Source organism: uncultured Enorma sp. (genome assembly GCA_905210055.1).
In the GTDB taxonomy this organism is placed as follows: Bacteria; Actinomycetota; Coriobacteriia; order Coriobacteriales; family Coriobacteriaceae; genus Enorma.
Genome location: CAJLVH010000007.1, coordinates 15032 through 28688, shown reverse-complemented (window position 1 = coordinate 28688; position 13657 = coordinate 15032). Strand labels below are relative to the sequence as shown.

General features: G+C 53.2%; 12 protein-coding genes. 5 read left to right on the top strand and 7 right to left on the bottom strand.

Features of this window, described 5'->3' with window-relative positions:
- The first annotated feature begins 136 nt into the window (after positions 1-136).
- The gene (locus QZ079_RS01265; RefSeq protein ID WP_297034053.1) at positions 137-868 is read left to right on the top strand and encodes a vWA domain-containing protein; all 732 of its coding nucleotides are present in this window, start codon (positions 137-139) and stop codon (positions 866-868) included.
- A gap of 114 nt (positions 869-982) precedes the next feature.
- Here QZ079_RS01265 and QZ079_RS01260 read toward each other — a convergent pair whose 3' ends face one another.
- The 4 genes from QZ079_RS01260 to QZ079_RS01245 form a co-directional block, all read right to left on the bottom strand.
- Positions 983-2365, bottom strand: a complete 1383-nt coding sequence (locus QZ079_RS01260) for an ATP-binding protein (RefSeq protein ID WP_297034050.1) — start codon at positions 2363-2365, stop codon at positions 983-985.
- Between the two features lie 215 nt (positions 2366-2580).
- Entirely contained in the window at positions 2581-3102 is a 522-nt protein-coding gene (locus QZ079_RS01255) for a PIN domain-containing protein (RefSeq protein WP_297034046.1), read from the bottom strand.
- On the bottom strand, positions 3099-3446 hold the full coding sequence (locus tag QZ079_RS01250) for a type II toxin-antitoxin system RelB/DinJ family antitoxin (RefSeq protein WP_297034043.1): 348 nt from the start codon (positions 3444-3446) through the stop codon (positions 3099-3101). The genes QZ079_RS01255 and QZ079_RS01250 overlap by 4 nt, the downstream gene beginning before the upstream one ends.
- Before the next feature lie 126 nt (positions 3447-3572).
- Entirely contained in the window at positions 3573-4694 is a 1122-nt protein-coding gene (locus tag QZ079_RS01245) for a HigA family addiction module antitoxin (RefSeq protein WP_297034041.1), read from the bottom strand.
- 621 nt (positions 4695-5315) lie between these two features.
- On the opposite strand from QZ079_RS01245, the gene QZ079_RS01240 reads away from it, so the two are divergent.
- The 3 genes from QZ079_RS01240 to QZ079_RS01230 all read left to right on the top strand — a co-directional run bounded on the left by QZ079_RS01240 (position 5316) and on the right by QZ079_RS01230 (position 8187).
- The gene (locus QZ079_RS01240) at positions 5316-6116 is read left to right on the top strand and encodes a hypothetical protein (protein ID WP_297034038.1); all 801 of its coding nucleotides are present in this window, start codon (positions 5316-5318) and stop codon (positions 6114-6116) included.
- 50 nt (positions 6117-6166) lie between these two features.
- Positions 6167-6505 (top strand): hypothetical protein, encoded by a 339-nt coding sequence (locus tag QZ079_RS01235; protein ID WP_297034036.1) that lies wholly within the window; start codon positions 6167-6169, stop codon positions 6503-6505.
- Positions 6506-6612: 107 nt separating this feature from the next.
- Positions 6613-8187: a hypothetical protein gene (locus QZ079_RS01230; RefSeq protein ID WP_297034034.1), complete on the top strand. Its 1575-nt coding sequence runs from the start codon at positions 6613-6615 to the stop codon at positions 8185-8187.
- Between the two features lie 406 nt (positions 8188-8593).
- On the opposite strand, the gene QZ079_RS01225 is transcribed toward QZ079_RS01230, so the two are convergent.
- From QZ079_RS01225 to QZ079_RS01215, 3 genes are all read right to left on the bottom strand, one after another.
- Entirely contained in the window at positions 8594-9739 is a 1146-nt protein-coding gene (locus QZ079_RS01225; protein ID WP_297034031.1) for a hypothetical protein, read from the bottom strand.
- A 684-nt stretch (positions 9740-10423) separates the two neighbouring features.
- On the bottom strand, positions 10424-10810 hold the full coding sequence (locus tag QZ079_RS01220; protein ID WP_297034028.1) for a helix-turn-helix domain-containing protein: 387 nt from the start codon (positions 10808-10810) through the stop codon (positions 10424-10426).
- Between the two features lie 92 nt (positions 10811-10902).
- The gene (locus QZ079_RS01215; protein ID WP_297034025.1) at positions 10903-11589 is read right to left on the bottom strand and encodes a helix-turn-helix transcriptional regulator; all 687 of its coding nucleotides are present in this window, start codon (positions 11587-11589) and stop codon (positions 10903-10905) included.
- A gap of 583 nt (positions 11590-12172) precedes the next feature.
- Between QZ079_RS01215 and QZ079_RS01210 the strand changes: the two genes are divergently transcribed.
- Positions 12173-13654 carry a phosphoadenosine phosphosulfate reductase family protein gene (locus QZ079_RS01210; RefSeq protein ID WP_297034056.1) on the top strand — a complete coding sequence of 494 codons (1482 nt, stop codon included), beginning with the start codon at positions 12173-12175 and terminating at the stop codon, positions 13652-13654.
- The last annotated feature ends 3 nt before the right edge of the window (positions 13655-13657 follow it).

The window sequence follows — 13657 nt, the reverse complement described above, 5'->3', positions numbered from 1 at the left end:
CCCCCCAGCCAATAACCCCCGTCCCCAATGGCTGGGCAGTGGCGGGCGTCCAAGATGTCGCCTGGTGGTTTACCTACGCTGCCCATGCTGTCCGTAGTCTTATACGTGTCAGATTCACCTACCAAAGGAGGCACGTATGAACGGCAAGAAGCAGAATGGTACGAGCGGGAATTTCGGCAAGACCGGTAAAACAGTCAAAGCCAGCAAGCACGACCGTAAGCGCCCGCAGCGCACGGAGCTCGTCTTCATCCTGGACGCGAGCGGATCCATGGGCGGGCTTGAAGACGACACCATCGGCGGCTTCAACACCATGATCGACGAGAATCGCGAGCTGCCGGGCGAGGCGAAGGTCTCGGTCGTCACGTTTAGCGACCGCTCGCGTGTGCTGTTCGACCGCGTGGACATCGCCGAGGTGCCGCACCTCACGCGCAAGACGTACCGCTGCAGCGGGTGCACGGCGCTCCTCGATGCGGTCGGCGGCGCCATCGAGCATATCGACCTCGTGCAGCGCGTCCAGCCGAAGGGCTACGAGGCGCAGAAGGTGCTCTTCGCCATCACCACCGACGGCATGGAGAACGCAAGCCGCGGGTACACGTACGCCCGCGTGAAGCGCCTCATCGAGCGCCACCGCGAGATGGGCTGGGAGTTCATTTTTATCGGCGCGAACATCGACGTGGAGGCCGAGGCGGATCGCCTGGGCATCGATTGTCAGCGCGCGGCACCCTACATCGCCGATGATTTCGGCACGGGCGCGGTGTATCGCGCGGCGAGCGGAGCGGTGCGTGCGGTGCGCTGCAACGCGTCGCTCGAGTTTAGCGGCTGGCGCGACGAGCTGGATGAAGACGTGCGCACGCGCGGAGGAAAGTAGGACAGCATGATGCCGACACTCCGCGATTGCATCTACGGTTAGGGGTTGGATGGGGACGGGTTCGTTTCATCCCCTTTCTCAGATACGGGGTACCCGCGCATCCGATGGCAGCGCCTACCGGTACAGATGCTCCAGCTCGATGAGCACCGTGCGCTCGTCGGCCTGCGCCTCGAACCCAGAGCGCGAGAAGAACCCGTACCTGTGGCACATGAGACCCGTCTGCTGCGCCTGCTCGACCTCGTCCTCGATCATTCGCTGCGTGACGGGCGTCGAGCGGAACTTAGCCTCGTAGAAGGCGTATCCGAGCGGGTCTCGGGTGACAACGTCGAACTCTCCGTTCGTCCTTGTCACCGGATCGTCGTAGGAATACGTGCCTATCAGGTCGAAGGGTGGCTCGATATTACCCGTGCGGTTCTGTCGTACGAGGTACTGGCGGCACACCTCCTCGAAGGCGCGGGGGACAAACTGGGTCTCAAAGTCGTCGTTCACGTAGCGGTCGTAGAAGACCTCGGGGTCAAGGACGCTGCGCTGCGACAGGTACCTGAAGACGTAGCGATAGTAGAACTTGGAGAGCCCGTCGCAGACGACGTATGAGGTGCGCTTCCTGTTGTCTGGATCGTTGATGGGCGAGCGCCGTTGGACAAGCTGCATCCCGATCAGCCTGTTGAGCACGTTGACCAGCGTCGCGCCGCTGGAGACGTGCGACTGGGCCAGGATGTCTCGGTAGCGGGCATGCCCGTCGACGAGCGCGGAGAAGATCTCGTGGGCGTTGCCGATCTTTGAGATCTCGGAGAGCAGGTAGGAGGGCACCTCGTCCTCAAGCCGCGCATCCGGCTCGAGAATCAGGTGAATGAGGTTCTCCCGAACCGATGCGTTCTTGTCAATGAGGCGGTTGTAGTACGGAATGCCGCCGAACACGCTGAAGAGACGAACCTTGTCCTCGCAGGAACGCTCCGGATAGAACTGCGCGGACTCGTAGTAGTCCATCGGCTGGAGGTTGATCTTGAGGTCGATGCGCCCATAGAGCGGGTTGTCTCGCTCCAGCAGGGACTTCATGACCTCTACGTACGATCCGCAGAGGATAAGCGAGAGGTGCGAGCGGTCGCGATACTCGTCGAGAAGAACCTGGAGGATGCTGTCCATTCCCTTCACGACGTCGCGGAGGTAGGGATACTCGTCGATGGCGAGCGCGATCTTCTCGCTGAGTGCCCGGTCGAAGACGAAGCGCAGGGCGGCCTCGATGTCGGAGAAGGCGAGCGGCGGCATATCGAAGGCCTCCGCGATGACCTCGGAGAGGTTTCTCGTGTTGTTCTCAGCGGTGGTCTGACGGCATTCGTAATAGATGGATCGAATGCCGCTCGCCTGCCGCATGGTGTGGAGGATGAGTTCGCTCTTGCCAACGCGGCGTCTGCCATAGAGGAGCGCTGCGTTTTGGGTGGAGGAGGAAAGCTGGGCCAGGAGCTTTTCCTGCTCTTTCGTTCGGCCGATGAATGTCATTTCTGCTCACCCCAGTTTACTCAAAAAAGTTGAGTCAAAAATATTGAGTAAAGTATAACAGATTAGCTTGGTAGGGGTTGCTTGGGGACGGGTTCGTTTCATCCTCCCAGGCACGAGGATTACCGAAGCTGACGCGCTCGACTCCGAGCTCGCCGTCCCCCCAGGCACAGGGAGCTACGGCTTACTCCCGCTGCGAATATGCGCCGTTCAGGTAACTACCCATCGAGTTCGGTGAGCAGCTCGAGCCCTTCCTCGGCGGTAATGCAGAAATCGCCTACGTGTCGCCTGAGCGCGTCGTCGTGCGTCATGAGGAAGCTCGCGTCGACGGCGTCGAGCGCGGCGAGGACGAGGTCATCTTCGAAGTCGTCGTGGATGCGCTTGTAGGTGAAGGCGCCGAGCACCTCCGTGCGGCTAACGGGTGCGACAAGGGCTTTTTCGAGAACGCTGCGCACACAGCCCCAGGAAACCTCGCGCGCGGCAGCGGCGATATCGGGCGAAATGTCCTTTCCGGCGCGCCGGGCGTCGAGTTTCATGAGGCTCGCCAGCTGATACGCGAGGTCCTTGAGCGAGAGCGATGGAACATAGAGCACGATGTCCTCGCGTTCGTAGGCCTTCGCTATAAACGCGCTCACCGCATGGTGATGCACGCCGCGCGCGAGGAAGTAGTCAAGCCAGATGTTGGTGTCGACGAGGATCTTGATGGGGAGGCGAGCGTCTTCGCGCGGGGACTTCGTCATGCGAGCCCCCATTTCTCGAGCTGCTCGGCCGCGGCAAGCTCGCGGAGTTCGTCGTAATCGACGGCGCCTTCCACGGGCTCCTCGATGCCGACCTTCTGGTAGAAGGACGAAACGATCGCAGCGCCTTCAGACATGCGGTCGGGAGTGCCGCTGTCCGCCGCGCCGGCAGCTTGATCGCCGCGTAGCAGGTGCGTCAAGGCGGGCGGGAGCGTGCCCTGCACGGTGGCGAATTCCCACAGCGCGCGCACGACCTGCGACGGCGTGTACCCAAGCTCGGCGATGACGGCGTTGCCAGATGCCTTGAGGGCGGAGTCCAAGCGGATGTTCATCTGTGCGGCAGACATGGCGGCCTCCTGCTATACATATCTTAGAATAAGTATAGCAAAGTGCGGAAACGGATTGCCTTCAGTGAGATCGCTCTGCCGCCTGCCGTTGCGCCCTCAGATGAGGCTTCCAGATCAAAGATTATTCTAGATAGAATTATTCTGCGGAGAATAATCTTGCTCTTGGAACGGAATGCGCACGTCGAAGATAAGCTGGTTGCAGTAGCTGCGCTCGAGCATCCGTTTTCGATGCAGTTCCTGCACAACAATACAGGGGACATCGCCCTTCTGTCGCGCCTTCGCTTCGATGTCGCGGGCACGGTTCATGCCCCGATACTCACCAACGCCTCCGCCGAATAGCCAAGCACGAGCAAATTGGTTTGCAGCCACCTCTTCGCTTTTTCGCTTGCTGGATGACGTATTGAATTCGAGCTGCGTTGTGGGGGTTTCATCATTAAGGATGTGGCCGAGCTCATGGAAGAGCGTCCAGATTACATGGTTGTTTTTCTTGCGGCGACCGGTGAGCTGAATTACGGGCACACCGTTGCGCGTCCAAATGACAATGCCGTAGATGGGGAACTTTTCGGGCGGCTCGATGAACTGGCATATCACTCCAACGCTATCGAGCAGCTGAATTATGTCGTCGAGCATAGTGTCATTGGCAGACAGAACGCGTTCCTTGAGTTGGGGGAGGAGCTTCTCCAGCCCGTTCCGATCGTATTTGAGGCAGTGGGCGCGTTTGTATGCGGCAGTATGCTCTCCGGCTGCGAGCCAGGTCATCATGAGCGCTTCGTCGTATGTAGCGCTGGACTCGCGGAGCGTCGAAAGCGCCGCGCCGAGCTTAATGGAGCAACCAGCAGAGAAGGATTCAAAGGTGCCGTAGCCGGTAAAGCTGAGCAGATCTGATAGAACCTGTGTCTTATCCCGCATGGTCGCCGTGGTGGCTCCCAACTTACGCAGGTACGCGCCAAGCTGAGGCGTGACAATGTCTTCATGCTGCTTCAGCTGCTGATCGTTTCGCAGGCGAGCACAATCATTTTGATACTGTGCTTCGTAGCGAAGCCATGCGTCACTTGGAATTGAGGTGACGCGGCCTAGCCTAATCGCGGTGTCTGGCGTAATCGGCGCTTTTCCATTAATAATCTCGTTAACAAGTTTTCTAGACACGTCAAGCTGCTGCGCAAGTTCTGCCTGGGTGATGCCGTTGCCTTCCTCCTCTATCCATTCCTGGAGGAACTCACCCGGCGCTACGGCATAGTTGGTAGGCATGAGTTATCATCTCCTCTTCCAGTGTTTAATTTTCAGGTATCGCTTTTAAGTTCGCCTTGCTTACTCTTCGTGATAATCAATTATTTCGACAACGTGCGCCTCGGTCGACCGCCTTTCCTCCTCGATATCGATAATCCGGACGCCATTTTTGAGCGGCTCGATGATGATTCGTTCGTTAGACGAGACGGCACCTGACCACTGACCCTTCCTGTTTTCCTTGAGTCGATGCCATTTTTCCTAACGGGTCGTTCACCTCTAGCTCTGCGATGGTGTTGTTCGCTTTAAGCGCGGCAATTCGAAGCCTTAGTTTTCGCTCGATGTCTGGTCGCCGCTTATGCATCTCGCGCTCGTCCTCGCAAAGCTTCTGGAGCTTCTTGGTTTGAAACGAGACTTTCATTGATCGCTGCCCATGAGGAGGGGATGATTGTGTGTCATGTTTACGCCACTCCTTTCATGTAACCTGATTAGTTACATGTAGTATAGGCGCTTTGCTTGTACATGTCTATAATGATGTAAAGTGATGGGTTACAGCATGTGAGTTAATTCGTAGACGCAATAGCGCTAAGCTGCAGGCCACAATACATGTAAATTACTAAGTTAGTAGACTTTGGAGATAGTAAAATGCAAGTGAAATATAAGGGTAATTCTTACGAGCTCACTCTATTTCACGCTTTTGGTTTTCATCTGAAAAGAGCCTGGTTTCCGCTTCGTAGATTCGGAAGGGCTGTAAAGAGGACAATTTACTCTCTGGGGAGCTGGATCTCAACGCTAGCTGTGTTTGTTCCAATATGCATCATCGTGTATTGGATTCTATTGAACAAAAAGGTTATAGAGCTGAATGCGTCTATTATCGAGCTAGTTTCAATCATCTTGGGCTCTTTTCTGCTTTTAGCAATTAAAGAAATACGGGATTCCGAGGTGCATCGCAGGACGGTTCTAAGGAAACAGTGGGAGTATTACGACTCATGGCGCTATGAGTTCGTGTATGCGTTAAAGGACTTTCTCCAGCACCTTGGTTTGAAAATAGCGGACTATTCCTTTTTGAATTCACTCGAAGAGTGGGAGTCATTCTTTCATGACTCTGCTGGCGTAGTCCCTTCGCCGGAATGCCTTGAAGACGATATTAAAGTAATCACAGATTTTATTGCGCTGGTAATTAAGACCGCGCGCGATGAAGGTTTTGTTGACTGGGATGTTGAGTTGGCAAACGAGCGGGCAAAGAGAATCGAGCAACTCGCTAACAGGCTTGCGCGGGACGTCCGGTCGGGCGAAACCGTGTTGGACGATGCAGATAGTCTTGGCAAATGTGCTACGGCATTGCTTGCACTAGTGAGACGCCTCTGGAGATACAGAAATGATATGGCTCATATGGAGTTGATTGAAAGACACCTAGACCAGTACGGCGCACGAATAAAACAATGATGACGGATAGCGATTTAAATTCAGGGAGAAGTCCAAGCAAAGAGCTCACCATGGATAAACACGAAATAGCGAGTTTCACTCGGGAACTCGGGGAACGGTTAGAGATATGGGGTGCCTCCGCGCTCGACCGCACGGACTGGGCGGAACGCTTCAGAGACTTCGGGTTCCATATGGACTGCGGCAACTCATATCAAAAGCGTTACGGGATGTTAATCGACGACGCGGAAGGGTTACGTCGCAACCTTGCACAGGTTGACGACATCCGGATTCTGGGCAATGCCGTTTTTTCGCAGTGTCGCTATATCACGCATTGGGCGTTGGGTGGTTGTGAGCGCGAGCTTGAGTGGTTGAAGCTGGCTCTGAAACGGCTTGAGGAGCTGACGAAATAGGAGGTTGGCTCGCAGGCGACGTGATGGTTCCATGCGGCGCTCGCCGCGATGGATGATGCGGTGACTGATGGGAATCTCTCCAATTCCTACTGCATCGTAAGGAGGTAATGACTGCGTTTGATGGGGAGCAGGCAAGACTTGATCTGAGATTCACTGTCAAGATTAAGGAGGATTACAAACGTATCAAGCGACAGGGCAGGAATCTAGCGAGCTGCTGGGGATGTAACTATTTGAGAAGTGAAGGCTATTTGACGGAGTTTCTCATGGAATCTGAAACATATACCGGAGAACTGAATTACCGGAACATTTTGTTCCAATTTGTATATGAACATGGCGAGCTAAGATTATATCCGGACGAGAAGGATAAAGAAGTCATCAGACTCAGATGGTTAATGAGCGCAGTGTCTCCCGGGGTTTATGTCGACGGAGATCCATTGCTCATGGAGGAGCCATTCCTTGAAGGTCGATGCCATGAGCTCCATGGAGGTATCGTATTCTTAACTCAGATTGGGTCTTCGGTTAGAAGCGTTAATTGCAATCTTGTTGTCACAGTTTTATCCATTATAAAAAAGATCAAAATATCTGAGACGACGACTCGTTTGTCATTATCCGGCCCCTGCATTGATTATGTCTTTCCCGTCAATCGCGCGTGGAGAAGTGAATATGACTGGGATGAGATGCAAGTTAACGGAGCTATTTCAATCACTACGTCCGGCTTTGATTCGACAACATCTGAGCGTTTTAATGTTCAAGTTGAGGGGAAAGAAGTCTGCGCATACTTTTCTGTTGGTTGGACGGTAAGCCACGGTATTGAGAATCCACCCATTACGCTTTCCGCAATCCTCTCGTTTGAATTCGAAGAGACAAACGACTATTCGTTTTTTCTTAAGCTTTGGTATCAAGCGGAACGATTCTTAGGTTTTATGACGGGCCAGAGCGAAGTTGGGCCTTTGAGCGGCCGTCTTGGCTGCCAGATGGAAAACGGAAAGTATCGGAATTATGCTGAAATGGAGCTTGCAGAGCAGCCGTCGGAGTTTGATGCAAAGCATCTATCCAAGGGACGTTATCTGACTTTGGATAAACTTGAGGGGAACGAAGAAAAGCTATTCCGGGACATTGCTGACAACAACATCTATCTCAGACACCTTCCTCGTACAAATAAAGACAAGCATGTTATAGATGCTGCTAGGTTTGTTTTAGTTACAGCAGCATTTGAATGGGAGTTTCAACGTCTTTATCCAGATGGAGTACCAAAGCGGGCTGCCCGCTTGAAGGGAGAGAAACGAGCTTTAGAAATAATAGAAAAAGAAATCGAATCAAGTACGGGAGAAATAAAGCAAGCGCTGAAGAGGGCAAAACTCAGCATCGGCTTCACTAATCTCCAATCAAAAGTAGTTTACGCGGCAAAGCAGTTTAGTTCAGTGATAGATGTGTTTGGAAAAAGGCTCTATGATCTGAATGAAGAAGAGTTTAAATGCTCTAAAATCGGCGAGCGTCTTGCCAATCAGAGAAATAATTTCGCCCATGGGAATATAGACAAAGATTTTGAGGGTGTGGCAATACTCGATTTGGTTTATCTTGGTTATTTGATTCTTGCTATGCAGTTACGAAATTGCGGTATTTCTGATAAAGGAATTCAAAGGGCAATTAATAGTCAGTTTGGTCTGCATATCGCGGTTTAGAGAGAGCGACGTTGCCGGAAAGTTTGCCGACAATGTCGCCTCGGGTGCCACGAACGGTGCGCAGCAGTTTGGCGCCTCGATTGCCGATGGAGCTGGAGCCTTGGGCGAGGCCGCGGCGCGCACGCTGCAGATCTGAGGCTGTCGTAGCCGGCCGGATCAAAGAGCTTGGAAAGGGCGTTGGTCGCATAGGCTTTGATAAGGCAACCGAGCCCCTTCCGTTTATGCTGCCATATAAACAATATCTGGAAGGCGGTTGCTAGGCTAGACGAATGTTTTGCGAACGTAGAGCTATATTGCAATCGTTCTACCGACGCAACATGTTGCGAGCAAATTAATAACTAGCAAAGTTCCATGACCTAGGCTTGTAAAGCCTAGGTCTGGTCGTGAGCATTTCGATTGTATGAGTCTAGTGTTGAGCAGGATCGGATTCTGCTGACGTGATGGATATTGCCGAGGTTAAGTCGTTCATCATGTCGGTCAGGCGTTTGATTAGCTCTGCGATATCACGCGAATCATTGCCGCTCAGGAGAGTGCGTTTGAGCTTCTCGTATTTCTTTCCTTTAGCGTGGGCCATACATGCCGAGCGCACATCCTGCAGATCTCGAAGGGGAGTGAGCTTAACATCTATACCCAACTTGCAAAGCGTAGCTTCAAGTTTGTTTATCCCTCCCGCCATGTCTGTGGTTGTTAGGGCGGAATCGTTTATGTAGTCGATACAATATTTGGTCAGGTTGAGGATGACGGTGTCGAATTCCTGCCTGCTGTTTCCCGAAGGTATCCTGATTAGTTTCTCCATGTCGTTTTCGTCCGAGTGAGGCGGTCGATACAGCTGCTTGCCATATTTAGCCGTCCAAACGTCATTCAGTTTGTTGCGAGCATCTATGAGCGCGGCGATTGGACCCATAGGCGCGTTGAACGAGCAGTGGAAATCCTGGGCAAGCGCAGTTTCAGATATACGTTGACCGCTTGGAGATATTTCATGGGCAAGAAAGTGCATTCTTTCGCTTTGAGGCAGGTCTCTACCCAAATCGCCGAGATAAACCATGACTCGTTCGGGGATAACATTATCAATTTCTATGCCCCATTGAGACCCGCATGAAAGATAGCGTTCAGTCACCTCAAAAAGTGGACTAGCACGATACCGATTGAGTACGTCTGGCTTAAAGAATACTTGAGTTAAGTAATGTGGGGCACCAGGGTTTGCTCCGAAATAGTTACTGAGTTTACTGGGGTCGCAAGAATAACGCCTATAGCTTCCGTTGGGAAGCTCTTCGACTATAAACTCCGGAAATTGCTCATCAGCCTTTTTGGAATAAGGCCAGACGTTGCAGGTATCAACGTCATTGGGATATACAATGCTACGAGCAAACAGCATCGAGAACAGGTAATCGCGCTTCTCTGTGCTCTGATAGGTTACCTCGTAGTGGTAGCAATCGCTTCTGGTATTATCGCTTCCGATAGGTACCGCATCGATTGGGTAGTCGGGTTTTGAAGAACGTCTTGAATCTACGAATTGCAAGTATAGCATCTGTTTTGCGGCAATATAACGCATAAGATAGCTTGTTTTGATCCTGACTTCATTCTCGCTGATTTCAACGACTTTACTCTGTTGGCCACATTCATCAATGGCGTAGTAACAGCCGTCTTTCCCGCGAAACAAATCAAATAAGAGAACGAACTCTTGGTTAATATGAAGTTGCTTGATAGCTAGACTATGAAAATAGATTTCCTTAACAATGAAGTCATAGCCGTCACTTCTGCCGTTTTCATAGTAAGTATTATTTGCGGTTTCACAGAATCCAGGGCAGAAATCCTGGGGATGACGGAGCCACCACGTTTCGTCTAGGAGTTCATCTCTAAGGTCGATATTTGCTAGACATGAAAAGATCGCCGGTTCGTTGAAAATGCTTTCGCCTATTTGTTAGACGGTTGTCCAGACATTTCCAAAAGGGTTCTCAACAAGCTTGATGACATCAGCATGTTTGAAAAACGATGCTTGAAGATTAAGCTTTTGAATTATGTCGTCGTAATCTTCTAGTATATTTTCCACATATGCTCCTTGGTCGCTTTTTTGATTTCAATAAGGCTTTGGAAGATAAAAAGCTAGACGCTTTGTATTAACAACTGAATTACACCACCGGTGCATTTTGTTGTGGCTGCGTTGCACATCAAGCAATGCTCTTCAAAAAGCCTAAGACTATGAGGCCTCCTATCATCAAATGGTAGCCGCATTATTCTATTTCAAAGCTTGAGTGCCAGTGACTTTGTCTCGGAATTCAAGAAAGCGAAGATAGTCATCAAGCATCTCGGAACTGGAGCGCGATAGGGAGTCGATACGTTCTTGCATAGTTGTGAATTTTGATGCGTCGATGTCCTCGTGACCGACGACAAGGTCGATGGAGCAGCCCAGCTTGTCGGCTATTTGCCAGGCGGCGGGCAGAGGGATGCCGCAGTCGGCGCCGTCGCCGGCGCGCTCGTAGCGCGCGTAGGTGGAGCTGGGAATGCCGAGAGCCTCGGCAAACTCCTTCGCGGAGCGGTATCCAGCCTCGCGGCGCAGGCGCTGGAGTGTTCTTCTGCCGCTTATGGCCTTGTAGGTGGTTTGGGTGGGCGCGAGTGATGACATATACTGTCACCGTCCTTTCTGGATTTACCTCTTGACCGGACGCCGGGCCCGTGGGAGTGCCAGCTCCTGCGGACCCACCTGTTTTTATGCCTTTATGCTTCCGCATCACCGTCCCTCCAACTCGCCTCGGAGTCGTATTCAACCATGATGCCGTGGTCGACGGAACCCCACATCACGTGCATGCTGTCGAGCTCGAACTCGCCATGCGTGCGGTCGTAGGTCGCCATGATCTTCTCGATAGTTCTGTTGTCGATGACCTCCTGCGCCTTGAGCGGGTGCTCGCCGCGCTTCTTCGCAGCCTGCTCCCGGAGGAAGGACTCGAAGGTAGCGCGGGCGGCCTCGGCGCTTTCGAACGCGACGAGCTCGCCGAAGGCGGCGCTCGCGCCCATCTCCGCGAGCATCTGGCGCTCGTACTGGTAGCAGAGGGCTTCGTAGGGGCGCTCCTCCTCGCGGCGGCGGCGCTCGCGAATCGTGGCATCCTTCATGAGCACGAACTCGCGGAGCTCGTCGGCCAGCGTCCGCGCTTCGGGTGTGAGGCCGTCGTACTCGAGTTGCACCTCGCCACGCATGCACGCGGGGTCGGGTGCCTCGCGGTCGACGATGGCGTCGATACTGGTGCCGAAGATGTCCGCGAGCTGCCATGCTCGATCCATGGGGATCTTGTCGGGGTTGGATTCGTAGCGCGCGTAGGTGGAGGCAGGGATCTTGTGCTCCTCCGCGAACTCACCGGCATTCTTGTATCCCGCCGACCTACGGAGCTTCAGAAGGTTGCTAGCCATGTCCATCTCCTCAGCAACTGAAGTTGAAACTGCTCAATTAATGATATTATTTTCAATTATTGGTAAATATTATAATTATTGACCACTATAAAACTTAGCAAATTACTATAAAAATACCCATGTAACGATACTCAAAAGATTCTTTTAGGATAGAATTGCTTGATGCATCGAGGCGAATGAAGAAGTAATCTATAAATCTAGCGAAATGCGTTTTGCCGATCTGCTTCTGCGCGATGTTTGCAAAGCTAAGTGTCGCTTTGTCTGTCTCTCGCATACCGCTCTTCTTGCTCTGATAGAATGAAGCCTTGGATGTTGACATCCAAGGTTTTGAGATTCGAGAGGAGGGGCTATGTATTGCACAAAGTGCAATCGCTTTACCGACAGCGACGTCTGTCCCGAATGCGGCGAAAAGACTGTCGAGGAAGCCCCTCACGTTGTTTATTGGTGCAATGAGTGCAACGTCCCGATTGTTCAAATCCCTAGCGGCCCTCATTCAGTTTGCCCCCTCTGCGGAGGCGCTACTCGCTATCTGTGCACGGACTTACGTCCTGTCTTTCCTGAGGAAAGGCTTCTTTTTGAGGTGATGACTGGCGAGCCGTTCCTTCACAAGAACGCCTCTGTATGGGCTTCCGGCAGCAAGTATTACGTAGACGGCTCTCCGACTAGCATAACCGTCGCTGAAATACTCGCCTCTGATCCCGATGCCGTTCGCGCAGAGCTTGACTCGGTTTCTGATCAGAACGACTACTTGTCGTTTGATTCGTATATCGAGCGGTTTGTACGGGCTAACCGTGCTCATCTGGACTCCCTTGTTCACGAAGCTTGCGATTTCATCGTTGATGCAGCACAAGGCTATCCAGAAGAAAACCTAGTCGTCTCCTTTTCGGGAGGCAAAGACTCGACCGTTACCGCCGATCTTGCGGTGAGGGCTCTGAGCAACCCTTACCTCGTTCACATTTTCGGTGACACGACGCTTGAGTTTCCGAGCACCATCGAGTATGCAAGGCGCTTCCGAGAGAGCCACCCGCTCGCGATTTTCAAGACGGCTAGGAATAGCGAGCAGGTTTTCTACGACGTTGCCGAGGAGATAGGGCCACCCGCACGAATGATGCGGTGGTGCTGCTCTATGTTCAAGACCGGCCCGATATCGAGGGCATTCAAGGGGCTGTTTGGCGACCAGCCGATACTCACCTTCTATGGAATCCGGAAAGGAGAGTCCGTCGCCCGCAGCAAGTACAACAGAGTCGAGGACAGCGCAGAGTCGGTGAAGATCCAGAGGCAGAAGGTTGCCGCTCCGATCTTCTACTGGAACGACATCGATGTCTGGCTCTACATCCTCTCCGAGGGAATCGACTTCAACGACGCTTACAGGCTTGGATACGAACGCGTCGGCTGCTGGTGCTGCCCCAACAACAACCCAAGGGCCCAGTTCCTTTCGCAGGTTTACATGCCTGAGGCTTCGAAGAAATGGCGCGACTTCCTTATCGGCTTCGCCAAAAGAATTGGCAAGCCCGACCCCGAGGTATATGTAGGCACCGGAAAGTGGAAGGCTCGCCAGGGCGGCAACGGCGTCGCCGCAGCACGGTCTGTGCTCGTGGAGGCCAGCCATTGCGCAACCGAAGACAACGCGATGATCTTCGCGCTCGAGCGGCCGTACTCCGACGAGCTCGTCGGGCTCATGACACCAATCGGCGACTACGCACCGGGACTCGGAAGAGCGCTGCTCGACGAGAAGGTCATCGTCGACCACAAGACGCGCGAGCCCCTCATCGCGCTCATGCCCTTCAGCCAGCCAGGTTACGAGTATGCGGCGAAAATACGCATTCTCAAGGAGGATGACGGGGAGTCCCTGCTCCGCATGGCCAAGTATCAGGTCGTCAAGTTCAACGCGTGCCGCCAGTGCCTAAAGTGCGAGGCCCTCTGTCGGTTCGGCGCGATCTCGATCAGCTCAGACGGCTATCGCATCGATCCGGCAAAGTGCGTCCACTGCAGGCAGTGCGTGACGGACAAGTACCTCGAGGGCGGCTGCCTCATGCGCAAGTACCTCAGAACACAGGAAGAGTAGTCC